This is a genomic window from Streptomyces ruber (genome assembly GCF_014648075.1).
In the GTDB taxonomy this organism is placed as follows: Bacteria; Actinomycetota; Actinomycetes; order Streptomycetales; family Streptomycetaceae; genus Streptomyces; species Streptomyces ruber.
This window is the reverse complement of sequence record NZ_BMQK01000001.1, coordinates 306,271-330,098: the sequence shown is the minus strand read 5'-3', so window position 1 is coordinate 330,098 and position 23,828 is coordinate 306,271. Positions and strand designations below refer to the sequence as shown.

19 protein-coding genes are annotated in these 23,828 nt (G+C 73.2%); 6 read left to right on the top strand and 13 right to left on the bottom strand.

Features of this window, described 5'->3' with window-relative positions:
• Positions 1 to 279: 279 nt before the first annotated feature.
• Together IEZ04_RS01560 and IEZ04_RS01555 are read right to left on the bottom strand one after the other, a co-directional pair.
• Positions 280 to 2,079 carry a DEAD/DEAH box helicase gene (locus IEZ04_RS01560; protein WP_189214762.1) on the bottom strand — a complete coding sequence of 600 codons (1,800 nt, stop codon included), beginning with the start codon at positions 2,077 to 2,079 and terminating at the stop codon, positions 280 to 282.
• 87 nt (positions 2,080 to 2,166) lie between these two features.
• Entirely contained in the window at positions 2,167 to 2,370 is a 204-nt protein-coding gene (locus IEZ04_RS01555) for a cold-shock protein (protein ID WP_030575165.1), read from the bottom strand.
• Between the two features lie 237 nt (positions 2,371 to 2,607).
• Here IEZ04_RS01555 and IEZ04_RS01550 point away from each other — a divergent pair, with 237 nt between their 5' ends.
• From IEZ04_RS01550 to IEZ04_RS01540, 3 genes are all read left to right on the top strand, one after another.
• Complete coding sequence (locus IEZ04_RS01550; RefSeq protein WP_189214761.1) at positions 2,608 to 3,192, top strand: ArsR/SmtB family transcription factor; 585 nt, start codon at positions 2,608 to 2,610, stop codon at positions 3,190 to 3,192.
• A gap of 11 nt (positions 3,193 to 3,203) precedes the next feature.
• On the top strand, positions 3,204 to 3,392 hold the full coding sequence (locus IEZ04_RS01545; protein ID WP_189214760.1) for a hypothetical protein: 189 nt from the start codon (positions 3,204 to 3,206) through the stop codon (positions 3,390 to 3,392).
• 106 nt (positions 3,393 to 3,498) lie between these two features.
• On the top strand, positions 3,499 to 3,774 hold the full coding sequence (locus IEZ04_RS01540) for a DUF1876 domain-containing protein (RefSeq protein WP_189214759.1): 276 nt from the start codon (positions 3,499 to 3,501) through the stop codon (positions 3,772 to 3,774).
• Here IEZ04_RS01540 and IEZ04_RS01535 read toward each other — a convergent pair.
• The 4 genes from IEZ04_RS01535 to IEZ04_RS01520 form a co-directional block, all read right to left on the bottom strand.
• Positions 3,771 to 4,955 carry a serine hydrolase domain-containing protein gene (locus IEZ04_RS01535; RefSeq protein WP_189215353.1) on the bottom strand — a complete coding sequence of 395 codons (1,185 nt, stop codon included), beginning with the start codon at positions 4,953 to 4,955 and terminating at the stop codon, positions 3,771 to 3,773. The genes IEZ04_RS01540 and IEZ04_RS01535 overlap by 4 nt on opposite strands.
• A gap of 103 nt (positions 4,956 to 5,058) precedes the next feature.
• Positions 5,059 to 5,829, bottom strand: a complete 771-nt coding sequence (locus IEZ04_RS01530; RefSeq protein ID WP_189215352.1) for an energy-coupling factor ABC transporter ATP-binding protein — start codon at positions 5,827 to 5,829, stop codon at positions 5,059 to 5,061.
• 44 nt (positions 5,830 to 5,873) lie between these two features.
• A complete protein-coding gene (gene cbiQ, locus IEZ04_RS01525; protein WP_189214758.1) occupies positions 5,874 to 6,635 on the bottom strand; it encodes a cobalt ECF transporter T component CbiQ in 762 nt (253 codons plus the stop codon).
• A gap of 2 nt (positions 6,636 to 6,637) precedes the next feature.
• Positions 6,638 to 7,759: an energy-coupling factor ABC transporter permease gene (locus IEZ04_RS01520; protein WP_189214757.1), complete on the bottom strand. Its 1,122-nt coding sequence runs from the start codon at positions 7,757 to 7,759 to the stop codon at positions 6,638 to 6,640.
• 302 nt (positions 7,760 to 8,061) lie between these two features.
• Between IEZ04_RS01520 and IEZ04_RS01515 the strand changes: the two genes are divergently transcribed.
• Positions 8,062 to 8,421, top strand: coding sequence for an SsgA family sporulation/cell division regulator (locus IEZ04_RS01515; protein ID WP_189214756.1), 360 nt, complete (start codon positions 8,062 to 8,064; stop codon positions 8,419 to 8,421).
• A 51-nt stretch (positions 8,422 to 8,472) separates the two neighbouring features.
• On the opposite strand, the gene IEZ04_RS01510 is transcribed toward IEZ04_RS01515, so the two are convergent.
• Together IEZ04_RS01510 and IEZ04_RS01505 are read right to left on the bottom strand one after the other, a co-directional pair.
• The gene (locus IEZ04_RS01510) at positions 8,473 to 10,743 is read right to left on the bottom strand and encodes an MMPL family transporter (protein ID WP_189214755.1); all 2,271 of its coding nucleotides are present in this window, start codon (positions 10,741 to 10,743) and stop codon (positions 8,473 to 8,475) included.
• A 254-nt stretch (positions 10,744 to 10,997) separates the two neighbouring features.
• Complete coding sequence (locus IEZ04_RS01505; RefSeq protein WP_189214754.1) at positions 10,998 to 11,603, bottom strand: TetR/AcrR family transcriptional regulator; 606 nt, start codon at positions 11,601 to 11,603, stop codon at positions 10,998 to 11,000.
• A gap of 438 nt (positions 11,604 to 12,041) precedes the next feature.
• On the opposite strand from IEZ04_RS01505, the gene IEZ04_RS01500 reads away from it, so the two are divergent.
• Positions 12,042 to 15,632, top strand: coding sequence for a S41 family peptidase (locus tag IEZ04_RS01500; RefSeq protein ID WP_229820832.1), 3,591 nt, complete (start codon positions 12,042 to 12,044; stop codon positions 15,630 to 15,632).
• A 99-nt stretch (positions 15,633 to 15,731) separates the two neighbouring features.
• Here IEZ04_RS01500 and IEZ04_RS01490 read toward each other — a convergent pair whose 3' ends face one another.
• The 4 genes from IEZ04_RS01490 to IEZ04_RS01475 form a co-directional block, all read right to left on the bottom strand.
• The gene (locus IEZ04_RS01490; protein ID WP_189214753.1) at positions 15,732 to 16,019 is read right to left on the bottom strand and encodes a hypothetical protein; all 288 of its coding nucleotides are present in this window, start codon (positions 16,017 to 16,019) and stop codon (positions 15,732 to 15,734) included.
• A 90-nt stretch (positions 16,020 to 16,109) separates the two neighbouring features.
• Positions 16,110 to 17,000, bottom strand: a complete 891-nt coding sequence (locus tag IEZ04_RS01485) for an SDR family oxidoreductase (protein WP_189214752.1) — start codon at positions 16,998 to 17,000, stop codon at positions 16,110 to 16,112.
• Positions 16,997 to 17,992: an alpha/beta fold hydrolase gene (locus tag IEZ04_RS01480; protein ID WP_189214751.1), complete on the bottom strand. Its 996-nt coding sequence runs from the start codon at positions 17,990 to 17,992 to the stop codon at positions 16,997 to 16,999. Before IEZ04_RS01480 ends, IEZ04_RS01485 begins: the two co-directional genes overlap by 4 nt.
• The gene (locus IEZ04_RS01475; protein ID WP_189214750.1) at positions 17,989 to 19,578 is read right to left on the bottom strand and encodes a flavin-containing monooxygenase; all 1,590 of its coding nucleotides are present in this window, start codon (positions 19,576 to 19,578) and stop codon (positions 17,989 to 17,991) included. Before IEZ04_RS01475 ends, IEZ04_RS01480 begins: the two co-directional genes overlap by 4 nt.
• 226 nt (positions 19,579 to 19,804) lie before the next feature.
• On the opposite strand from IEZ04_RS01475, the gene IEZ04_RS01470 reads away from it, so the two are divergent.
• Complete coding sequence (locus tag IEZ04_RS01470; protein ID WP_189215351.1) at positions 19,805 to 20,467, top strand: MerR family transcriptional regulator; 663 nt, start codon at positions 19,805 to 19,807, stop codon at positions 20,465 to 20,467.
• Between the two features lie 184 nt (positions 20,468 to 20,651).
• Here IEZ04_RS01470 and IEZ04_RS01465 read toward each other — a convergent pair whose 3' ends face one another.
• Positions 20,652 to 23,819 carry an AfsR/SARP family transcriptional regulator gene (locus tag IEZ04_RS01465; RefSeq protein ID WP_229820780.1) on the bottom strand — a complete coding sequence of 1,056 codons (3,168 nt, stop codon included), beginning with the start codon at positions 23,817 to 23,819 and terminating at the stop codon, positions 20,652 to 20,654.
• Between the last annotated feature and the right edge of the window lie 9 nt (positions 23,820 to 23,828).

Here is a 23,828-nt window from a genome sequence, read left to right as displayed (position 1 = left end):
CCGTCGGTGCGGTGCCGGGGACGTCGCGGTCGCCGCGGCGCGGTGGTACGAGCACGCCGCCGACGGACGGCTTCGAGCGATGCCCGCCAGGGCGGACGCCGCCTGACGCGGAGACCGGGCGGCGCGGGTGGCGGAGTCACGACGACGGCGGCGTGGCGGAGTCACAACGGCGGCCGGGCGACGACGAGCCCGCCGCCGCACCCCGACCACGCCACCACGGTCCCCGGCTTCCGGGCCCGCGCGAAGTGACCGGCGGCCCGGACGCCGCCCGGTGTCGGGCTAGGTGGTGGTGTTGCGGCGGCTGCCTCGGGCGCCGGGGTTGCGGCTGCCGGTGCCTGCTGTGCCGCCGCCGGCACCGCCGGTCGCCGTCCGGCGGCCGGACCCGCGGACGGCCTTGCCGGTCGCGGCGGCGGTCGTGGCGCCGGACCGGCGGTCGGACCTGCGGCCGCCGGCGCCGACGGCACCGCCCGTGCCCGTGCCGGCTTCCGCCCGGCGGCCCGAACCGCGCCCACCGCCGGTGACCGAAGCGCCACCGGACCCCGCGGCCCCACGACCGGAATGACCGGAATCCCGGCCACCGGCAGCGCCGGTCGCCGTCCGGCGGCCGGACCCGCGTCCATTGGCCGCCGGAGCAGCGGCGGCCCCCGCGGCCCCACGACCGGAGCCCCGGCCACCGGCCGCCGAGGCGGCGCCGGGCGCGGCCGCGCCCCTGCGGCGGCGGCCGGACCGCCTGCCCGGCTCGGTGCCGGTCTTCCGGTCCGCCGCCGGTACCGCGGGCTGCGGGACCTCGATGGTGACGGGCACGCCGGACGGCTCGCGGGCACCCGTGATGGTGGCCAGCTCCGTGTCGCCCGACGTGACGCGAGCCGTCCGGGGGCGGATGCCCGCGTCCGACATCAGCCGGGTGACGTCCCGCTTCTGGTCGGGCAGGACCAGCGTGACCACGCTGCCCGAGCCGCCGGCGCGCGCCGTGCGGCCGCCCCGGTGGAGGTAGTCCTTGTGGTCGCCGGGGGGATCGACGTTCACGACGAGGTCGAGGTCGTCGATGTGTATGCCGCGGGCCGCGACGTTCGTCGCGACCAGCGCGGTGACCTGGCCGTTCTTGAACTGTTCCAGGGTGCGGTTGCGCTGTGGCTGGGAGCGGCCCCCGTGCAGGGCCGCGGCCCGGACACCGACGGCGAGCAGCCGCTTGGCGAGCCGGTCGGCGGACCTCTTGGTGTCGAGGAAGAGGATGACCCGGCCGTCACGCGCCGCGATGCGCGTGGTGACGGCCTTCTTGTCGGTCTCGTCCTGGACGTGGAGCACGTGGTGCTCCATGGTGGTCACCGCGCCCGCGGACGGGTCCACGGAGTGCACCACGGGGTCGGTCAGGAACCGCTGCACCAGACGGTCGACGTTGCTGTCCAGGGTGGCCGAGAAGAGCATGCGCTGCCCGTCGGGCCGTACCTGCTGGATCAGCTTGGTGATCTGCGGCAGGAAGCCCATGTCGGTCATCTGGTCGGCCTCGTCCAGCACCGTGATGCGTACGTCGCCGAGCACGCAGTCACCACGTTCCACGAGGTCGTTGAGCCTGCCGGGGCTCGCCACGACCACCTCGGCGCCACGCCGCAGCGCAGCGGCCTGCTTGGTGATGGACAGCCCGCCCACCACGGTGGCCATGCGGAGGTTCACCGCCGTCGCGTAGGGGCTCAGCGCGTCCGTCACCTGCTGGGCGAGTTCGCGGGTGGGCACCAGCACCAGGGCGAGGGGCGCTCCGGGCTCCGCGCGCAGTCCGGCCGTACGGGCCAGCAGCGCCAGCCCGAACGCGAGGGTCTTGCCGGAGCCGGTGCGTCCCCGCGCCAGTACGTCGCGGCCGGCGATCGAGTTGGGCAGCGTGGCCGCCTGGATGGGGAACGGGGTGGTCACGCCTTGCGCGGTGAGGGTCTTCAGCAGCCCCTCGGGCATGTCCAGACCGGAGAAGTCCTCGACGGCGGGGAGTGCGGGAGTCGTGCTTTCCGGCAGCCGGAACTCCCTCGGCGGCGACGTGGGCCGTGATGCTGACGAGGCGCGCCGGGTCGGCTTCTGGGGCCTGCGGGGCATGCGGTGGTCTGCCTTCCTGAGAACAGCACAAACCGGGGTCCGCACCATGACGGTGCGGACCCCGGCAAGCGGATACGCGTCCGGTGATCAGGCGGGGACGATGTTCTCCGCCTGCGGACCCTTCTGGCCCTGCGTGACGTCGAAGGAGACCCGCTGGCCCTCCTGGAGCTCACGGAAGCCCTGGGTCGCAATGTTCGAGTAGTGAGCGAAGACGTCGGGGCCGCCGCCGTCCTGCTGAATGAAACCGAACCCCTTCTCGGAGTTGAACCACTTCACGGTTCCCTGTGCCATGACCTGCTCCTCTTCGTGTAGGCAGAGGCCCCATCCGGAGATGCCGGAAAACAAATAATGCGCCTGCGGGAGAAACATTTCCGTCAGGCGCACACAGGTTCATGGGTACCACAACTGCAACTCGTACAGCCTAGCACAGCCCGCTCGGGCAGCAGCACCGCCCGGGTGCGAGCACGCAAAGAACTCGTTGCAAAAAATCCGTTGCAACGGTTTCTTTGCATAGCTACCTTGGTACGCATGACCGAGCCCCGGGACTGGCCCGTCCGCACCCTCGACGCCCGCTCGCTGCGCGGGCTGGCGCACCCGCTGCGCATGCGTCTGCTGTACACGCTGCGGCTCAACGGACCGGCCACGGCGTCCCAGCTGGCCGCGAAGCTGGGCGAGTCGAGCGGCGCCACCAGCTACCACCTGCGCCAGCTCGCCGCGCACGGGTTCGTCGAGGACGCGCCGGAGCACGGCAAGGGGCGGGAGCGCTGGTGGCAGGCGGTGGCCCAGGGTGTGCAGCTCGACAACGCGATCGTCAGGGACAGCAGTCCCGAAGTGCGCGGAGCCGCCGCCCTGTACCTGCACGAGGTGGCCAACACCCACACCCAGGAGCTGGCCACCTGGCTCGGCACCCGCCACGAGTGGTCCGAGGAGTGGAACGACGCCTCGGACCTGAGCGACTGGAGGCTGAACCTGACGCCCGCGCTCGCCTCCGAACTCGTGCAGAAGATGCACGACCTCATCAGCGGTTACCGGGCGCTGGCCCCCGACGCCGACACCCCCGACGCCGAGCAGGTGCGCATCCACACGCACGTCCTGCCCACCCACACGGACTGAGAGGCCGCCCGATGCATCCCGAGACCCACTTACCCCTGCACCACACCCGCGCCGCCGAGCTCCGCACCGAGGCCGACGCGTACCGCCTCGCCGCCGCGGCCCGGCGCCCCCGCGGCCTCCGTTCCCGCCTCGGCTGGACCCTCGTCGAGATCGGCCTGCGGCTGGCCGCCACTCCCCGTACGGCGCCCGCCGCCCACTAGTCCGCTGCCGGCCGCGCCGTGCGCCGGCCCGTCCGGAGGAGCACGCTGATAACAGCGACGGCATACGGTTCATGGGCCGCCGTTCACGGTTCAGGAGGTGATCGTCATGTCGCACACCGTTGTGGGCTGGCACGTCGAGGTGGAGTTCGACGAGGACGACCGGCGCACCCGGGCGGCGGCGCTCCTGCGGCTCGCCGACGGGAGCGAGGTGCGGGCGCACGGGTACGCCAGCCGTCACCGGACCGACAGCAACCAGCCACGGGTCGGTGAGGAGATCGCGGGCGCGCGGGCGCTGAACGAGCTGGCGATGAAGCTGCTCACGAAGGCGCACGACGAGATCGACCAGGTGTCGGGGCGGGCGTCGCACCCGATCACGGTCTAGTCGCCGCCCGGTCCGTCGGCGGCGAGGGCCGCGCGGACCCCCCGTATCAACGCCTGTGCGCGGGGGTCCGCCGTCACCGTCCTGCGGAAGCCGTTGGTGACGTAGCCGAAGGCGATGCCCGTGTCCGGGTCGGCGAAGCCCAGGGGGCCGCCCCGGCCGGGGTGACCGAAGGAGCCCGGGCCGAGGAGCGGGGACGCCGGGCCGTGCAGCATGTGGCCGGCGCCGAAGCGGGTGTTCACCACCAGGGTGCGGTCCGGGCCCGCCGACTCCTCCCGCCGGGCCGCCGCCGTCGTGGCCGGGGACCACAGGCGTACGCCGTCGACCTCGCCGATCAGGGCCGCGTACAGGCGTGCCAGGGCGTCCGCCGTCGCGATGCCGTTGGAGGACGGGTGGGCGGCCGCGCGGTAGGCGGGGTCGTTGTCGTCGGGGGGCGGAGTGATCGCGGCGAAGGCGCGGGAGGTCGTGGAGCCGGGGTTCGCGTAGGCCTCGGCGACCGACCGCTTGGGGCGGGTGCGCAGGGTGCCCGGGGTCTCCGGGGGCCGTACCGGGCCCGAGCGGCCCACGCGGTGCGCCTGCTCCGGGGGCAGCCCCACCCACAGGTCCAGTCCGCCGAGCGGCCGGGACATCTCCGTCTCGATCCACTCGCCGGTGCCACGGCCGCCCGTCACGCGGCGGAAGAGTTCGTTCAGCATCCAGCCGTAGGTGTGCGGGTGGTACCCGTGGTCCGTGCCCGGCTCCCAGAGGGGGGCCTGCGCGGCGACCACGGCGGCCGTGCGGTCCGGGTCGGACGCCTCGGCGGCGGTCAGCGGGCGGTCCACCACCGGCAGACCCCCGCGGTGCGCGAGCACGTGCCGGACCGTCAGGCGTTCCTTGCCCTGCGCCTTGAACTCCGGCCAGTACGTGCCGACCGGGGCGTCCAGGTCCAGTCCGCCGCGCTCGGCCAGCATCAGGGCCGCGGCGGACGCGACGCCCTTCGTCGCCGAGTGCAGGACGTGGGCGGTCTCCCGCTGCCAGGGCTCCGTGCCGTCGACGTCCCGGGTGCCGCCCCACAGGTCGACCACCTTGCGGCCGTCGCGGTACACGGCGACCGCCGCGCCCCGCTCCCCCAGCTCCGCGAAGTTCCGTACGAACGCGTCCCTGACCGGCTCGAAGCCCTCGGCCACCGTGCCGTTCACGTCCACGTCCACGTCCACGTCCAGGCCCCTGCCCGCGTCCCCGCTCACGTCCGCACTCCCGTTCCCGTTCCCCTGCGCCTGCGCCTGCGCCGGTAGGTACAACGCCCACTCATCCTCGGCGATTCCGCGGGGTGAGCCGGTAGCCGTACGGGAGCTCCAGGCGATGGGTGCGCAGCAGGTCCTCGTCCGCGAGCAGGTCGCCCGTCCTGCCGTCCGCCGCGATCACGCCGTCGCCGAGGACCATCGCGCGGGGGCACAGTTCCAGGGCGTACGGCAGGTCGTGCGTGACCATGAGGACCGTCACGTCCAGCGAGCGGATGACGTCCGCCAGCTCGCGGCGCGAGGCGGGGTCGAGGTTCGACGACGGCTCGTCCAGGACGAGGATCTCCGGCTCCGTGGCGAGGACCGTCGCGACGGCGACCCGGCGGCGCTGGCCGAAGGAGAGGTGGTGCGGCGGGCGGTGCCCGTACTCCGCCATGCCGACCGCCGCCAGGGCCCGGTCCACCGCGTCCTGGAGCGCGGCGCCCCGCAGACCGGCCGCCGCGGGGCCGAACGCCACGTCCTCCCGTACGGTCGGCATGAAGAGCTGGTCGTCCGGGTCCTGGAAGACGATGCCGACCCGGCGGCGGATCTCGGCCAGATGTGCGCGGCCGACCGGGAGTCCGGCCACCTTCACCGTCCCGGCCCCCGCGGTGAGGATCCCGTTGAGGTGGAGGACGAGCGTGGTCTTGCCCGCGCCGTTCGGGCCGAGCAGCGCGACCCGCTCGCCGCGCGCGATGCGGAAGTCCACGCCGAACAGGGCCTGGTGGCCGTCGGGGTAGGCGAAGGCGAGTCGGGAGACCTCGAGGGACGGGGGCTCGGACGCCCGGGCGGCGGACACTTCGGGTGTCTTCGGTGTCTCGGGTGTCTCGGGTGTCTCGGGTGTCACAGCGTCCACCCCAGCAGGCAGACGACGAGGGCCGAGAGCGGGAGGGCGAGCGCGTACGACCACTGCGCCCGTGACGCGGTCACCTCGTCCACGAGCGGCACCGTGCCCTCGTACCCACGGCTCACCATCGCCAGGTGCACACGCTCCCCGCGCTCGTAGGAGCGGATGAAGAGGGCGCCCGCGGACCTGGCGAGCACGCCCCAGTGCCGTACCCCCCTCGCCTCGAAGCCGCGCGACTCCCGGGCGATCCGCATCCGCCGCATCTCGTCGGTGACGACGTCGCCGTAACGGATCATGAAGGACGCGATCTGCACGAGCAGCGGCGGGAGCCCCAGGCGCTGGAGACCGAGGAGCAGTCCGCGCAGCTCGGTGGTGGCCGCGAGGAGGACGGAGGCGGCGACGCCGAGGGTGCCCTTGGCGAGGACGTTCCAGGTGCCCCACAGCCCGTCGACGCTCAGCGGCAGACCGAGTACGTCGGTCCGCTCGCCCCGCGCCACGAACGGCAGCAGCAGCGCGAACGCCACGAACGGGACCTCGACGGCCAGTCGCCTCAGCAGGAGGCCGGGCGGGATCCGGGCCGCGTACGCGACCGTGCCGAGCAGCGCCGCGTACAGCGCGAACGCCCAGACCGCCGTGCGCGGGGTGGCGACCACCACGACGACGAAGGCGAGGACGGCCGTGAGCTTGGTGTGCGGCGGAAGGGCGTGCACGGGTGAGCTCCCGTGCCGGTAGAGCATGTGTGCGTGGCCCGCGCCCACGGTCAGACGTCCCGGGGTGTCCGGGGTGCGGGGGACCCGGTGGCGGCGGGCGACGGCTCGCCGGCGCGCCGCCCGCGTACGGTCCGCACGATCCGTACGGTGCAGAGGACACCGGTGCCGGCGGCCACCGTGAGGCCGACGCCGATCACCCCCGCGAGCCCGCCGGACAGCCGGCCGTCCGTGATGCCCCGTACGCCGTAGTCGGCGAGCGGGGAGCCGGCCGCCCCGTGTTCTCCGGCACCGGCCTCGATGCCCTCGTCGGCGGCGGCCTTCTCCAGGCCGTCGGGGGCGGCGGAGGCGTAGAAGCTGACGACCCCGGCGAGGAGCAGGGAGATGGCGAGACCGGCGAGGAGCACCTTGCGGGGGGAGCGGGGGGTCAGGGCCGGGGTGGGGGCCCCTCCCGCTCGAGCGAGGTCGAGAGTGGGGGAGGGCGGCGCGTCGGCCGGTTCGCCGCCCACGCAGAGGCGCAGCGGGGCGGTCAGGTCACGGGCGCCGTACACCAGGTCGGGGCGTACGGCGAGCACGGCGCCCACCGTGAGCGCGGTGATCGCGGCCTCGCCGACGCCGATGAGGACGTGGACGCCGACCATGGCGGTGAGGACCTGGCCGACGGGCACGTCCGTGGTGCCGCCGACCGCGTAGAAGCAGGTGAAGGCCGCGGCGGCCGCGGGCACCGAGAGCAGCGCGGCGGCGAACGCGGAGACGGTGACCGAGCGCCGTGTGCGCGGCAGCACCCGCACCAGTCCGCGGCAGACGGCGTACGCGACGACCGTCGTCACCACGGCCATGTTCGTGATGTTGACGCCCAGCGCGGTGAGGCCGCCGTCGGCGAAGAGCAGGCCCTGCACGAGGAGGACGACGGTCACGCACAGGACACCCGTGTACGGGCCGACGAGTATCGTGGCCAGTGCACCGCCCAGCAGGTGGCCGCTGGTTCCGGCGGCCACCGGGAAGTTCAGCATCTGCGCGGCGAAGACGAAGGCGGCGACCAGGCCCGCGAGGGGCGCCGCCCGCTCGCCGAGCTCCCGCCGCGCACCGCGCAGGCTCACCGCGACGGCGCCCGCGGCCACGGCTCCGGCGGCGGCCGAGACGGGGGCGTCGATGAATCCGTCAGGCACATGCATGGCGAGGACTCGCTCTCATGGTGACCGGAATCCCACGATGAAGAGTCTTCTTTCACTTGCACATGACTTGCAAGAGCGTGCGGAAGCGGACAAGGGGCGGAACGGCGCCCGGTGTCCAGCGGCGGCCTCCGGCAGGTCCGGCGCGGCGGCCTCCGGCAGGTCCGGCGCGGCGGCCTCCGGCAGGTCCGGCGGCGTCCCCGGGGGCCGAGCCGCGGGATGTGTGCGACATTGGACGGACAGCGGATGCGAAGCCCCCGCTGGTGGCACGCATCGGCATCGCCGGCATCGTAAGGAGCTGTCCGATGTCCGTCGTCGAACAGTACGCGCGAGCCCACATCGTCACCGACTCCCCGGAGGACCGCGACATCGTCCCGGTGCTGCTCCGCTACGACGCGGAGGCCGACCCCGGGGCGGTCCTCGTCACCCTGCCCGGACCGCACGGGCCGGAGGACTGGACGGTCTCCCGCGACGTCGTCGAGCGCGGCCTGTGCGCCCCCGCGGGCGCGGGTGCCGTCCGGGTCTGGCCCTGCGGCCGGGTGACGGCGGTGATCGAGTTCCACTCGGCGGCGGGCGCGCAGGTGCTGCAGTTCGACTCGAAGGCCGTCCACCGCTTCCTCCGCCGGACGTACGCGGCGGCCGGGGTTGCGGTGACCACGCAGTGACACGGCCCCCCACGGCGCGGGTGCCGTGAGGGGCCGTGCGGAGCCGGGCCGTCAGGCGTTGACCAGTGCCTTGCGGCCGTCGTCGCCGCGTCCTCCGTCGTCGGCGAGGTGCTGCTGCAGCTTCTCGCCCTCGACGTCCACGTCGGGCAGGGCCCTGTCCAGCCACTTGGGCAGCCACCAGGCGCTCCTGCCCAGCAGGGCGAGCACCGCCGGGACGATGGCCATACGGACGACGAAGGCGTCGAAGAAGACGGCGACCGCGAGGCCGAAGCCGATCATCTTGACCATCTGCTCGCTGGAGCCGATGAAGCCCGCGAAGACCGCCATCATGATGACCGCCGCGGCCGTGACCACGCGGGCGCCGTGCCGGAAGCCGGTCACCACCGCCTCGGTCGGGCCCTCCCCGTGGACGTACGCCTCCCGCATCCGGGTGACGAGGAAGACCTCGTAGTCCATCGCCAGGCCGAAGACCACACCGACCATGAAGATCGGCATCATCGACATGACCGGGCCGGTCTGCTCGACGCCCATCAGGCCGGAGAGCCAGCCCCACTGGAAGATCGCGACGACCGCGCCCAGGGCCGCGAGCACCGACAGCAGGAAGCCCAGGGCCGCCTTGAGCGGGACCAGGATCGAGCGGAAGACGAGGATCAGCAGGAGGAAGGCGAGGCCGACCACCAGGGCCAGGTACGGGAGCAGCGCGTCGTTGAGCTTCTCGCTGACGTCGATGTTCATCGCCGTCGAACCGGTGACGAGCACCTCCGCGCCCGTGTCCGTCCGGATGCCGGCGCCCGTGTCGCGGATGGCGTGCACCAGGTCCTCGGTCCCGGTCGAGGACGGCTTGGAGGCCGGGATGACGGTGATCATGGCGGTGTCACCGGCCTCGTTGAAGGTGGCCTGGTTCACCACGGCCACGTCCGCGAGGCCCTTGATCCGCTCGGTGACGGTGCCGACGGCGCTCTGCCGGTCGTCACTCCGCTCGGCGTCGACCACGACCATCAGCGGTCCGTTGAGGCCGGGCCCGAAGCCCTCCGAGAGCAGGTCGTAGGCGCGGCGCTGGGTGGTGGAGGTCGGCTGCGCGCCGTCGTCCGGCAGGCCCAGTTCGAGCTGGGTCGCCGGAACGGCGGCCACCCCGAGGCCCACCACGCCGAGCAGCAGGACGGCGACCGGGCGGCGGACGACGAAGCGGGCCCAGCGGGTGCCCATGTTGGGCTTGGCGGCCTGCTCCCGTTCGCCGGCCCCGTTCGCCCGCGCCTCGCCCTTCGCGCCCTTCGCGCCCTTCGCGCCCTTCGCGCCCTTCGCGCCCTTCGCGCCCGCGGGCTTGATCCTGCGGCCCGCGTAGCCGAGCAGCGCCGGGATGAGGGACAGGGCCACCAGGACCGCGACGACGACCGTGCCCGCGGCGGCCACACCCATCTTGGTCAGCAGCGGGATGTTGACGACGGCCAGGCCCACCAGCGCGATGACGACGGTCAGCCCGGCGAAGACCACCGCGGAACCGGCGGTGCCGACGGCCCGCCCGGCCGCCTGCTCGCGGTCACGGCCCTCGGCCAGCTCGGCCCGGTAGCGGGAGACGATGAACAGGGCGTAGTCGATGCCGACGGCGAGGCCGATCATCGAGGCGAGGATGGGGGTGGTGGAGTCCAGTTCGAGGGTGCTGGCGAGGGCGGTGATGCTGCCCACGCCGATGCCCACGCCGATGATCGCGGTCAGCAGCGGGAGCCCGGCCGCGACCAGCGAGCCCAGGGTGATGACGAGGACGACCGCGGCGATGGCGATGCCGATGATCTCGGCGGTGCCCGTGTGCGGGACGGCGGCGAGCGCGTCACCGCCGATCTCGACGGTCAGTCCGGCCCCCCGCGCGTCGCCGGCGGCCTTCTCCAGGGCGTCCTTGGAGGACTCCTCGAGTTCCATGCCGGAGACGTCGTACGACACCTGCGCGTACGCGATCGTCCCGTCCTGGCTGAGGGACCCGGTCACGTACGGGTCGGTGACGGAGGAGACCTCGGAGCCGGTGCCGAGTTCCCTCACCGTCTCCTCGACGGTCGCCCTGTGGCCGGCGTCCGTCATCTTCTCGCCGCCCGGGGCCTGGAAGACCACCCGTGCGGTCGCTCCGTCGGCACTGGCGCCGGGGAAACGTTCCTCCAGCAGGTCGAAGGTCTTCTGGGCCTCGGTGCCCGGAATGGAGAACGTGGTGGGGCCCGCGGCGGGGGCACTGACCGCCCCGACACCGGCGAGGGCCAGCAGGGCCACCCAGAACAGGGCGACGAAGTGCCGTCGCCTGAAGGCGAACCGGCCCAGTTTGTAGAGGAACGTGGCCACGGAGGCGTACTTCCGTTCAGGTCGTGGTTGGGCATGCGGGCAGGGGAGGTCCATCCGTGGCCCGGGCTGGGGCAGGGGGGACCGGCCCGACGACGAGAGCGGTCGCGTCAGGGGATCAGTCGCGGGTGACCGGCTGTGGGCGATCGGCTGTGGGCGATCGGCTGTGGCCGACCGGCTGTGAGCAAGCAGCCGTGGGGGACCAGCTGCGGGTGATCACTCGCTGGGACGGGACAGGCCTCCGGTGGGCGTGCGCCCTACCGGTCGGCCGGCACGCCGAGGGCGGGGAGGACCACGGCGTCGACGTACGAAGTCAGGAAGGCCCGCGTGGGCGGCCGTTGTTCGAGCAGCGCCCGGGTCGCGAAGGCACCGAGCACCATGTGCAGCATGTACTCGAGCGCCGGGTTGTCCGCACGGACTTCCCCCCGGTCGACGGCGCGCCGGATCACCCGGTGGAACTCGCTCATCTCCGGTTCGACGAGCAGTTCCCGCAGCGCCTGGAGGAGATCCGGGTTCGTGTGGATCGCCATGGCCAGGCCCCGCAGCAGCGCGGAGTTCTGCTCCATGACGTCGTCGTCCTCACGTCCCACCAGGGCGAGCAGGTCGCCCCGCAGGGAGCCGGTGTCCACGTCGGCGGCGCAGCCGGGCTTGATGTACCGGATCGCCTTCACCACCAGCTCGGCCTTGCCGCCCCACTGGCGGTAGAGGGTGGCCTTGCTGGACCGGGTGCGGGCCGCCACGGCGTCCATGGTCAGGGCGTCGTAGCCGACCTCACGGAGCAGGTCGAGCACGGCCGAGTACAGCTCGGCCTCGCGCTCCGGCGTGATGCGGCTGCGTCGCGTCGTTGCGGTCGTCCCGGTCACCACACTCACCACTCCTGCCCCTCGTCCAGGGCGACAGGCTATCGGCCGGCAGGCCGACGACCCAGCCCTGAACGAAACTGTTTCGTACTCCTGAGAAGATAACCCGGTACCGAGCGAAACGAAACCGTTTCGTACGTGTGCTGGGTCACAGAGCCCGAGTCACAGAGCACGACGCGCTTCCCGTCGCCAACCGGATCGCCACGAGTTGCCGGTGCCCCGAGGGCGACGAAGCATGGGTGGGTGAGCGACGAGTACGAGGGACCCGCTGCGCGCGGGGCGGCTGCGTCGTCGGCCGCGGGCGAGGCGGCCGCGGGCGCCGCCGCCGCGGGCGCCGCCGCCGTGGGTGCCGCCGCGGCGGGCGGACCGGCCCCGGCCGTCACCGCTGCGACGGGAACGGCCGCAGCCCCGCACTCCCCCGGCTACCTCCGCTTCCCCCACATCAACGGCGGCCGTCTCTGCTTCGTGGCCGAGGACGATCTCTGGGTGGCCGATCTCGATGTGCCGAACCGTTCCTGGCGGCTCACGGTCGACCGTACGAAGGCCGGGCATCCGCGCTTCTCGCCCGACGGGCGGCACATCGCGTACACGAGCTGGCGCAGCCTGGATCCCGAGATCCACCTCGTGCCGGTCGCCGGCGGCCCCACCAGGCGGCTGACCCACTGGGGCAGCTCCGACACCCGGGTCTGCGGCTGGACCCCCGAGGGCGACATCCTCGCCGTCGCCTCCCACGGCCAGCCCTTCTCCTACTTCACCTGGGCCTACAAGGTCCCCCTGGACGGCGGTCCCGGCGCCCGGCTGCCCTGGGGACCGGTCTCCGACATCCAGTGCGCCGACATCCCGGACGGCGAGCAGGACGGCGAGCAGGACGGCGAGCAGGGCGGTGAGCAGGGCGGCGGACACAGAACGCTGCTGCTCACCGGCACCCCGCCGCACGAACCCGCCGCCTGGAAGCGCTACCGGGGCGGCGCGACGGGCCGGCTCTGGCTGCACGGACAGCGACTGCTCGCCGGCCTCGGAGGCCATCTGCAGTCGCCGATGTTCATCGCCGGCCGTATCGCCTTCCTCTCCGACCACGAGGGCATCGGCAACCTCTACTCCTGCGCGTACGACGGTTCCGACCTGCGCCGCCACACCGACCACGACACCTTCTACGCCCGGCACGCCGCGTCCGACGGCCGCCGGGTGGTGTACCAGTGCGCGGGCGATCTGTGGCTCGTCGACGAGCTGACCCCCGACTCCGTGCCGCGTCGCCTGGACGTGCGGCTGTGCGGACCGCGCGCGGGGCGCCGGGTCCACCAGGTGCCGGCCGGGCAGCACGTCGGCGGCCTCTCGGTCGACGAGACCGGCCGGGCCGCGGCGGTCGTCGTGCGCGGCAGCCTGTACTGGCTGACGCACCGCGACGGCCCCGCGCGCACCATCGCCGACACTCCCGGCGTACGGGTACGGCGGCCCGAGATGCTCGGGCCGGGCGGCCGGGTGGCGTACGTGACCGACGCGGCGGGCGAGGACGCGGTCGAGATCGCCCACCTGCCGCGGGCCGCCGGCACCCCCGCACCGCGCCGGCTCGCGGCCGGGCGGCTGGGACGCGTACGGGCGATGGTGTCCGACCCGAGCGGCGACCGCCTCGCGATCGCCTCCCACGACGGACGGCTCCTGCTCCTCGACACGAAGGAGGACCCGGCGGAGGCAGCAGCGGAGGCGGCGGACCGTGGTGCCGTCACGGAGCTCGTCCGGTCCGTCAACGGGCCGGTGCGCGACCTCGCCTTCTCCCCGGACGGGGCCTGGCTGGCCTGGACGCATCCGGGGATCGGGCGGTCCCTGCGGCAGATCAGGATCGCCCGGATCGAGGACCGTACGATCGTCGACGTCACCGACGGCCGTTTCGAGGACGAGAGCCCGGTGTTCACCCGCGACGGCCGCTACCTCGCCTTCCTGTCCTGGCGCGGCTTCGACCCGGTGTACGACGTGCACACCGGGGACCTGTCCTTCCCGCTGGGCTGCCGCCCGTACCTGGTGCCCCTGTCGTCGGCGACCCCGTCGCCGTTCGCGCTGAACCCGGAGGGGCGCCCGGCGGCCGGCGGGCTCGACCCGGCGGAGGACACGGGTGACGGCGCGGCGGTCGTCGAGGTCGAGGGGCTGGCGAGCCGGGTGACGCCCTTCCCGGTCACGGCGTCCAAGTACTCGTCGCTGCACCCGGTCGCGGGCGGCGGCCTGGTCTGGCTGCGCTGGCCGATCTCCGGGGCGCTGGGCGAGACGTTCGCCAGCCCGGACGACACGACCGGGCGGCCGACGCTGGAGCACTTCGACATCCCCAAGGCCAAGCGGTCCGAACTCGTGAGCGGCCTCGACGGGTTCGCCGTCAGCGGGGACGGTACGCGGCTGGTGGTCGTGGACGAGGGCGACCTGCGCGCGGTGCCCGCCACGGAGCCGGGCGACGGCGACTCGACCACCTGGATCGACCTGCGGCGCATCCTGCACGAGGCCGATCCGGCGGCGGAGTGGCGGCAGGCCTACGCGGAGGCGGGCCGGATCGTCCGCGCCTACTTCTGGGACCCCGGCCTCAGCGGCGTCGACTGGGACGCGATGCTGGCGCAGTACCGGCCGCTGGTCGAACGGGTCGCCACCCCGGACGAGTTCGCGGACCTGCTGCGCGAGCTGCTCGGCGAGCTGGGCACCTCCCACGCGTACGTCGCGCCCGCCCGCCGCAACGAGGGACCGCCGCACTACCAGCGCCGGCAGGGACTGCTGGGCGCTGATTTCGTGTGCCGGGAGGGGCGGTGGCCGGTGTCGCGGATCCTGCCCGGCGACTCGTCCGACTCCCGCGCGCGGTCACCGCTGGCGGGCTCCGGCATCCGCGAGGGCGCGGTGCTCACGCACGTGGACGGGCGGCCGGTGGACCCGGTGGCGGGCCCGTACCCGCTGCTGGCGGGGGCGGGGGCCACGACGGTGGAGCTGACGTTCGTCCAGCCCGCCGGCCCGGAGCGGGGGGTGTCATCCACCGCCCCGGAACGGGAGGCGACAACCACCGCCCCCGAGCACGAGCTCCCAGCCACCGGCCCGGAACGGGACAGCTCCCCCGCGAACTCGGAAGAGAAGGCCGCAACCACCGCCCCGCAACGGGAGGCCGCAACCACCTCCCCGGAACGGGAGGCGACAACCACCGCCCCCGAGCACGAGCTCCCAGCCACCGGCCCGGAACGGGAGAGCTCCCCCGCGAGCTCGGAGCCCGAGGCCCCGTCCACAAGCCCCGAGCGGGAGGCGTCACCCACCGGCCCGGAGCGCGAGGCGCGGCCCCGGCGTGTGGCCGTCGTTCCGCTCGTCGACGAGATGCCGCTGCGGTATCAGGACTGGGTGGTCAAACGCCGCGCCGTGGTGCGGGAGCTGAGCGACGGCCGCTGCGGCTATCTGCACATCCCGGACATGGGCGGCTCCGGCTGGGCCCAGTTCAACCGCGACCTGCGCATGGAGGTCTCCCGGCCCGCGCTGATCGTGGACGTGCGGGGCAACGCGGGAGGGCACATCAGCGAACTGGTCGTGGAGACGCTCACGCGCAGGATCATCGGCTGGGACCTGACGCGCGACGCCCAGCCCGTGTCGTACGCCTCGAACGCCCCGCGCGGCCCGGTCGTCGCCCTCGCGGACGAGGCGACGTCCTCGGACGGTGACATGATCACCGCTGCGTTCAAGCTGCTGGGGCTCGGTCCCGTCGTCGGCCAGCGCACCTGGGGCGGGGTCGTCGGCATGACCGGGCGGCACCGCCTCGGCGACGGCACCGTCATCACGGTGCCGATGAACGCCGCCTGGTTCGAGGAGTACGGCTGGTCCGTGGAGAACCACGGCGTGGCCCCCGACCTGGAGGTCGTCCGCACCCCGGTGGACTGGGCCGAGGGGCGGCACGCCCAGCTGGCCGACGCGGTGCGGCTCGCCCTGGACCTGCTCGGCAGGCATCCGGTGGTGCACCCGCCGGACCTCGGCGGCGTCGGCGGCGTACCTGACCGCAGCCGGCCGGTGCTGCCGCCGCGGAAGTGACCTCACGCCCCAACGCACCGAGGAAACCTCACGGCTCACGGAGAAGGGGCGCCCCCGCACCGGAGACACCCCTTCGGCCTCGCTCACGTCCAGGCGGCGTCAGACCTCGTACTCGTCGTCGACGCGCTCCCGCCGGTCCCGCGCCGCGCGCTCCGTGTCCTGCGCGGCGTACTTGCCCTTCGGGCCGTACTCACCCTTCGACTTCGGGGGGTACTCGCCCTGTGCGGCGTACCGGCCCTGCTGCCGGTCCCGTTCGCCGGGCTTCCGGTAGCGCTCGTCGGCCGGCCGGTACTGCTCGCCCGCCTCGTCGTACCCCTGGCCGAGCCGGTTCTTCGCCTGCTGCTTCAGCTGCTCGGCCTTGTCCTGGAACTGGTCCTTCACGCCCATGGTGTTCACTCCTGTGTTGGGTGAGGGGATTGGGCCTCGACCAGACTGACATGACCGGACATCCCACGCATTTCGATCAGTTACGGTCGGTCACCCACCGTGCCGCGCTCCTGTCCGCTCCTGTTCGTCGGCGGCACCGCCGGCTCCGACGAGCCCCGTCCGCACGCCGGCGAACCGCGGCTCGAATCTGCGCATCTCCCGCCGGCCCACCGCCCCGACGACCGCGGGCAGCTGGCCGCGGACACCCTGCATCCCGCGCAGCCACCACTGCCCGTACACATGCACCGACCGCCGCTCGATGCCCGCGACGAGCCGGTCCACGGCCGGACCCAGCGGATACGTCCGGTTCGTCGGCCAGGGCAGCCGCTGCCGCAACTCCCGCATCACGCCGTCCTGGTCGGCCCCGCGCACCATGTCGGTGTCGGTCCACGACAGGTACCCGATCCCGACGCCCACGCCCTTGTGGCCGACCTCGCCGCGCAGGCTGTGCGCGAAGGCCTCGACGCCCGACTTGGAGGCGCAGTACGCGGTCATCATGGGCGCCGGGACGATCGACGCGAGCGAGGCGATCTGGAGCAGGTACCCGCGGCTCTCGGTCAGCGCCGGCAGGAACGCCCGTGCCGTGACCGCCGATCCGATCAGGTTCACCTCGATCACCCGCCGCCACGCCTCCGGGTCGGACACGGCGAACGGCCCGCCGTTCGCGACACCGGCGTTGGCGACCACGATGTCGACCCGGCCGAAGCGCTCCCCCACCTCCTCCGCGACCCGCGCCATGGCCTCGTGGTCGGTGACGTCGGCGTGCCAGTGCCCGCTCTCCCCGGGCAGCCGCGCCGAGACCTCCTTGAGCATCTGCGGCTCCAGGCCCACGAGCGCGAGCCGCACCCCCCGCGCGGAGAGCCGCCGGGCTATGAGCTCACCGACGCCCCGCGCGGCGCCCGTGACCACCGCGACCTTGCCGTTCAGTACGTTCCGCCTCACGCGCCCGTCCCCTCGCTCACCGAACTCGCATGCCCTGCCGTCTCCGCCGTACCCGCCGCATCCGCCGTATCCACCGACCGCTCCCGATCTCCTGACAGATACGCGCCGACGAGCTCCCGTATGCGGGCGGTGACCAGCTCCGGCGCCTCGACCGGCGTCATGTGCCCGACGCCCGGCAGCTCGGTGACGCCCGTGCACTCCGGCAGCGCCGCGGCCAGCGTCCGCGCGTGCACGGGCGGGGTCATCCGGTCCGCCGTGCCGACGACGACGGCCGTGGGCACCCGCAACTCCCGTACGGCGGTGTCGAGGTCGAGCAGGTCGAGCACCTCCGCCCAGGTGCAGCGGACCGTGGTCGGGCACGCGTGCACGATGCGCGCGCACGCCTCGACCATCACCGGCGACGAACCGGCGCCCATCGTCGCGTACTTGAGGAGGCGCATCGCGACGGGCGTGACCGGCCCGAGCGGCAGCCGCGCGCCGAGCAGCCGGCGGGTGATCCAGGTGCGCAGCCCGCCCGCGCGCAGCGGCAGCACCAGCGACTCGGCGACCAGCCTGGAACTGCCCGTGCTGCACAGCAGGACGGCCGCAGCGTGCGCGCGGAAGGCGGGCCGCTCGGACGCGGCCATCACGGTCATGCCGCCCATGGAGTGCCCGACGACCACGGCCTTCTCCCCGGGCGCGAGCGTCTCCTCCAGCACCGCCTCCAGGTCGTCGGCGAGGACGTCGGTGCTGCACGTGGCCGCGGCCGGGGTGCGCCCGTGGCCGCGCTGGTCGTAGGCGACGACCCGGTGGTCGGCGGCCAGCGCCCGTATCTGGGCCGCCCAGAAGGCCGTCGAGCAGGTCCAGCCGTGGGCGAGGACGACGGCGGGCGCGTCCTCGGGGCCGTGCACCTCCACGTGCAGCCGGGCGCCGTCGGCGGACCGGGCGGTCAGTGTGCGCACGGGAACGGGCGGGGCGTACGGGCCGCTCCCCACCTGCGTCGCTCGGGTCATGCTCCGGCCTCCACCTTCGTGGTCTCCGTGGTCTTCGTGGTCTTCGTGGTCTCCGTGGTCTCCGTGGTCTCCGTGGTCTCCGTGGGCTCCGCGGCCGTCGCCGGTGCCGTGGTACCGGGCGTCCGCAGCACCTCGTACTCGGCGAGGTCAACCCGGCGCGTCGCGCTGCGGAACTGCGCCGTCGTGCCGGGCCAGACGGTCGTGTTGCGGCCATTGGCGTCCAGGTACCAGCTCGTGCAGCCGCCGGTGCTCCACACGGTGCGCTTCATGCGCTCCTGCACCATGCGGTTCCAGCCCGCGACCGCTCCGGGGCGGGCGTCGAGGGCCGCGCGCCCGCCCAGCCCGTCCAGCTGCCGCAGGTAGTCGGCCATGTAGTTGAGCTGGGACTCGATCATCAGGATCATGCTGGAGTTCCCGAGCCCCGTGTTGGGCCCGATGATCGACATCCAGTTCGGGAACCCGGCGGCGGTCGCCCCGCGCAGCGCCTCCATCCCGTCCTTCCATGCCTGGGCGAGGGTGTGCCCGGCCGCGCCCACCACCCGCTCGGCGATGGGGAAGTCGGTGACGTGGAACCCGGTGCCGAAGACGATCGCGTCCACCTCGGCCCGCGTCCCGTCGGCGGCGACCGCGGTCGCCCCCTCGACGCGGGCGAGCCCGGAGGCCACGACGTCCACATTGGGCCGGGCGAGAGCCGGGTAGTACGTGTTCGACAGCAGGATGCGCTTGCAGCCGATGCGGTAGGCGGGCGTGAGCTTCGCGCGCAGGGCCGGGTCCTTGACGGCACGGGCCATGTTCCGCGTCGCCAGCTTCTCCACCAGCCCCAGCTCCTGGGGGTGCCTGGTGAACGCCTGCACCTGCAACTCCCGTATCCCCCACAGCAGTCCGCGCCGGGCCTTCGCCGTGAGCGGCACCTGCCGGTGCAGCCGTCGCTCAAGGCCGCTGATGGCCCGGTCGACCCGGGGCATCACCCAGGGCGGCGTGCGCTGGAACAGGGTCAGCCGGCCGACCTCGGGCTGGATCTCCGGCACGATCTGGATGGCGGACGCGCCCGTGCCGACCACGGCGACCCGCTTGCCGCGCAGGTCGTAGTCGTGGTCCCAGCGGGCCGAGTGGAAGACCCTGCCCGGGAACGACTCCAGCCCCGGGATCTCGGGAATCCTCGGATCGGACAACGGCCCGGTCGCGGAGACGACGACATCGGCGGACAGCCGCCCCGAGCTCGTCTCGATGTCCCAGCACAGCCGCCCGCCGTCCCAGGTCATCAGCCGCACCTCGGAGTCGAACCGGATGTGCGGCCGCAGGTGGAACACGTCCGCCACGTGCTCCAGGTACGCGCGGATGTGCTCCTGCCCGGAGAAGGTGCGCGGCCAGTCCGGGTTGGGCGCGAACGAGAACGAGTACAGGTGGGAGGGCACGTCGCACGCGCACCCGGGATAGCTGTTGTCCCGCCAGGTACCGCCGACGGAATCGGCTCTCTCCAGGACGACGAAGTCGGTGACACCCTCGCGCCGCAGCCGCACGGCGGCCCCCAGCCCGCCGAACCCGGACCCGATGACGGCGACCCGTACGTGTTCCCGCTCGGCCATCCCGACGCCTCCTCGCTCTCGCACCGCCCCACAACCGCGCCAGTGAACACTGGCGCAATGAGGAGGGTAGAGCAGCTCCGTACTCATGGGTAGGGGTCGCGGCAAAGGAAGTTACCGGCGGTACGAGAGGGAGGCCGACGCGGCGAGTGAGCACGACACCGGCACCGCTTAGGCTGCCGATGTGGCTGAGCAATCCGGGAAGCAGCGCGAACGACGCGAGTACCGCATGGAGGAGCTGGCCGAGAAGGCCGGCATCACGGTGCGCACCCTGCGCTTCTACCGCGAGCGCAAACTGATCCAGCCACCCCGCCGCGAGGGCCGCATCGCCTGGTACGACGACACCCACCTGTCCCGCCTGCGCACGATCTCCGCCCTCCTCGAACGCGGCCACACCCTGAACGGCATAGCGGAACTGGCCGAGGCCTTCGACCACGGCCGCGACGTCGCCGACCTCCTGGGCCTGGGCGCCCCCACGGAGGAGACCCCGGTCCGCCTCTCACCCGAGGACCTGGCCGACGTCTTCGACGGCCAGGCCACCCCCGAGAACCTGTCCGCGGCCCTGGCCCTCGGCTACCTCGCCACGGACGGCACCGAGATCGTCCACATCAGCCGCCGGCTGCTGGACACCTCGGCGGCCCTGGTCCGCGAGGGCATCCCCCTGGCGGACATCCTGGCGGCGGGCCACCGCGTCCGCGTCCACGCCGAGGCCCTGGCGGAACTCTTCGTGGAGCTGGTCCTGGCCCAGGGCGACCGCAGCGCGGAGGACCTGGACCGGCTGCGGCCGCTCGCGAAGAACGTGGTGGAGGCGGAGGTGTCGATGGCGTTGGACCGGAGGTTGCGGTCATTGACCGGAAAATATTCACAGGGCGAACAGAGCGAACAGAACTAACAACAGACGTTGATCAATTGCTGTACGCTCGAACCCATCCGCCACAGGCGCGGTACGGTTCCACTGCTACACCTGCAACAGGAGAGAAGTGCGTACGTCGTCCGTGTTCTTTTGCGCCATTACCATCGTCGTCATGAACGCCTCTTCCGCCTTCGCGGAATGCATATGGTGACCCCGTCGGCTCTCAATCCTCGATAGTCGGCAACTCAATCAGTTCGCGGCGCAGTTCAGCCGCCTCCCCCTCCGCCCCGAGTCTCAGCCAGAGCGCCAGCGCTCTCTCGCCATGGGCTCGGGCGGAATCGATTTCACCCAGCTGGATCCCCGACCGGAAGATTCCGGCCAGGGCAAGCGCCTCGCACCGTGAATAGCTGTACTGGCTGGCTATTTCCAGCGCATTACGGTATTCGGCCAGAGCGGCGCCCCAGCGTCCCGCCGTGTACTGGGCATCGGCGATTCCGAGAAGGGCCCGCTGCCGCTCATACGGATTGTCGATGCGATCCGCCAACCGCTCGGCCGCGCCGAAGTGGGCGAGGGCCTCCTCACCGCGTCCCGAGCGCGTACAGGTCGTACCCAGGCTGATCAGCGTGTTGATCTCCCCGATCGCGTCCCCGCTGGCGCGGTGGCTGGCCAGGGCGCGGCGGAGCAGCGCCAGGTCCGACCGGCCCGTTCCGTCGCGGACGGCACCCAGATTCGTGTCGATGATCGCGAGTTCCTTGCGGCCGCCCACCCGGCGCATCAGACGCCGGGCCTGCTCGTAGTGGTCGCGCGCCTCCTCGAGGAACCCGAGAGCGTGCCGGACCTCCCCCAGGTTGTTCCAGGCGGTGGCCTCACCGTGGAGGTCACCGAGTCCGCGGTCGATGTCCAGTACGGTCCGGAAGCACCGCATCGCCTCCGTGTACTCGGCCCGGTGCACGTGTGCCGTGCCCTGGACGTTCAGAGTCGCGGCCACCCCCTGCGGGTCGTCGATTCCGCGGTAGAGGGCGAGCGCCCGGTCCAGTGCCCGCAGGCATGTCTCGCCGCGCCCCGCGCCGAGGTGGGCACGGCCGGTCTCCAGCAGGGCGTCGGCCCGGCCCCGGCGGTCGCCGAGCTCCTCGAAGAGCACCAGCGCTTCGGTCGCGGCGGCCAGAGCCATCCCGTGGTTCCGCCGGGCCAGCACGTTCGCCCGCTCCACCAGTGTCTGCGCGAGCGCGGGCCGGTCGCCGCCGGAGCGCAGTGCGGCGAGGGCGGCGGCGTGGAGCTCGGCGGTGATGTCGTGCGTGCCCCAGCGTTCCAGGGAGTGGGCCAGGACGTGCGGGAACAGCGCGGCGAAGTCGGGGTGTTCCGCCGCGGCCGTACGCGCCACGGCCAGCAGGTTGCCGCGCTCCACCGTGAGCCAGACCGACGCCGCGTCCACGGCGGAGCCGGCGTCCCGGCCGGCGGCGAAGTCGGGCGTGACGGGGGACAGCAGTCCGGGTGGCACGGGTCTTCTCCGCCGGCCCGGGAAGACCAGCCGGTCCGCGTGGTCCGCGGCGGTGAGGTAGTACGACATCAGTCGGCGCAGCGCCGAACTGCGGTGCGGTGCGGGCTCCGTGCGGTGGCCGAGGTGGTCTCCGAACACGCGCACCAGGTCGTGCAGCCGGTAGCGGTCCCTGACCGGATCGTCGAGAAGGTGCCGGTCCACCAGGGAGTCCGCCGCACGGCCCACCTCGCCCGGCCCGTCGGCACCGCACAGCGCCGTCGCCGCCTCCAGGGTGATGTCGGGACCGGGGTGCAGCGCCAGCAGCCGGAAGAGCCGCCTCGCCGGTGCGTCGAGGTCGGTGTAGGAGAGGCGCAGGGCCGCGGCGACGCGCTCGTCGAACACGTCCAAGGGGTCGGTGGCCCGCTCCAGCCGGTCGGCCACGTACTGCAGGTCCCAGGTGTCCCGGTGCCGGAAACGGCTGGCCAGGAGGCTCACGGTCAGCGGGTGGCAGCCGCACAGTTCCACGACGCGGCGCAGGGAGGCGGTGTCGGCCGCCCTGGCCGGTCCGACGATCCGGGCGAAGAGCGACGCGGCCTCGGACACGGACAGCACCTCCAGCGGCAGGAAGACGGCGCCGTCCAGATCGACGAGCCGGTTGCGGCTCGCCACGATCGTGTGGCACTCCGGTGAGCCGGGCAGCAACGGCCGTACCTGGTCGGCGTCCCGGGCGTTGTCGAGCACGACCAGCACCCGGTGGTGCGCCGTCCACTCGCGCCAGCGCGCCGTCCGCTCGTCCAGGGTGGTGGGGAGCGGGTCGGGGACACCGATGGCGTGCAGCAGGAACGCCAGGGCGTCGGCGGGTTCGTACGGCGGCTGGTCGCTGTAGCCGCGCAGGTCCACGTACAGCTGCCCGTCCGGGTAGCGCGGGCGCATCCGGTGCGCGGCGTGCACGACGAGCGCGGTCTTGCCGATTCCGGGCATGCCGTGCACGACCGTCAGCGGCATCGCCGTTCCGTGGCCGCCCGGAGCGGGATCGGCGAGCAGGATGCCGAGTTCGCCGCTGCGGCCGGTGAAGTTCCTGGTGTCACGCGGGAGGCTGCTGCCCGGTGGCGTTGTGGGACGGGCGGCCGTGGCTCGATCGCGTGCGGCCGGTTCCGCCTCCCGCAGGGCGGGGTCCTGACCGAGGACGCGGCTGTGCAGCTTCCGGAGCTCGGCGCCGGGGTCGATGCCCTGCTGGTCCTTCAGACGCCGTCGAGTGGTGCGGTAGAGGTCGAGGGCCTCGTCGTCACGGCCGCACCGGTAGAGGGCCAGCATGAGGGCGGCCACCGCCTGCTGGGCCAGCGGTTTGAGGGTCACGAGTTCGTGCAGCTCGCCGAGGAGGTCCGCGTGCCGTCCCAACTCCAGTTCCAGCCGGATGCGTTCCTCCTTCACCCGGTGGTGGTCCTCGGTCAGCCGGGCGCGGGCCGAGGCCGCCCAGGCCCCGGCCAGCTCCGCGAACGGCTCACCGCGCCAGAGCGACTCGGCTCCGCGGAGCAGGCGGACGGCCTCCTCCCGGTCCCCGCGGCCGACAGCCGCGCGCGCCTCGTCGCGCAGGCGCCGGAGCCGTACGAAGTCGACGGCGTCCATGTCCCGCAAGCGCAGCCGGTAGTGGCCGGGTGACAGGGGCTCCAGCACCGCCAGCTCGCCCACCGCGCCGCGCAGCCTGGTGCGCAGCCGGGACACATAGGGGCGCAGCGTCTCCACGGTCGCCGCGTTCTCGTCGCCCCAGACGCGGTCGAGCAGGGTGTCCACGGACACCGCGTCCCCGCGCGCGTACAGCAGCACGGCCAGCACGCACCGCTCCTTGGGCGTTCCGAGTGAGTGCCTGCGCCCCTCGTGCCACAGTTCCAGCGGCCCCAGCGCGAGAAGGTCCACCGTTCCCCC

Excerpts from the sequence above, each read along its gene's own strand:
- IEZ04_RS01560 (WP_189214762.1), bottom strand. The coding sequence starts at position 2,079 with ATGCCCCGCAGGCCCCAGAAGCCGACCCGGCGCGCCTCGTCAGCATCA.
- IEZ04_RS01555 (WP_030575165.1), bottom strand. The coding sequence starts at position 2,370 with ATGGCACAGGGAACCGTGAAGTGGTTCAACTCCGAGAAGGGGTTCGGT.
- IEZ04_RS01550 (WP_189214761.1), top strand. The coding sequence starts at position 2,608 with ATGACCGAGCCCCGGGACTGGCCCGTCCGCACCCTCGACGCCCGCTCG.
- IEZ04_RS01545 (WP_189214760.1), top strand. The coding sequence starts at position 3,204 with ATGCATCCCGAGACCCACTTACCCCTGCACCACACCCGCGCCGCCGAG.
- IEZ04_RS01540 (WP_189214759.1), top strand. The coding sequence starts at position 3,499 with ATGTCGCACACCGTTGTGGGCTGGCACGTCGAGGTGGAGTTCGACGAG.
- IEZ04_RS01520 (WP_189214757.1), bottom strand. The coding sequence starts at position 7,759 with ATGCATGTGCCTGACGGATTCATCGACGCCCCCGTCTCGGCCGCCGCC.
- IEZ04_RS01515 (WP_189214756.1), top strand. The coding sequence starts at position 8,062 with ATGTCCGTCGTCGAACAGTACGCGCGAGCCCACATCGTCACCGACTCC.
- IEZ04_RS01490 (WP_189214753.1), bottom strand. The coding sequence starts at position 16,019 with ATGGGCGTGAAGGACCAGTTCCAGGACAAGGCCGAGCAGCTGAAGCAG.
- IEZ04_RS01480 (WP_189214751.1), bottom strand. The coding sequence starts at position 17,992 with ATGACCCGAGCGACGCAGGTGGGGAGCGGCCCGTACGCCCCGCCCGTT.
- IEZ04_RS01475 (WP_189214750.1), bottom strand. The coding sequence starts at position 19,578 with ATGGCCGAGCGGGAACACGTACGGGTCGCCGTCATCGGGTCCGGGTTC.
- IEZ04_RS01470 (WP_189215351.1), top strand. The coding sequence starts at position 19,805 with ATGGAGGAGCTGGCCGAGAAGGCCGGCATCACGGTGCGCACCCTGCGC.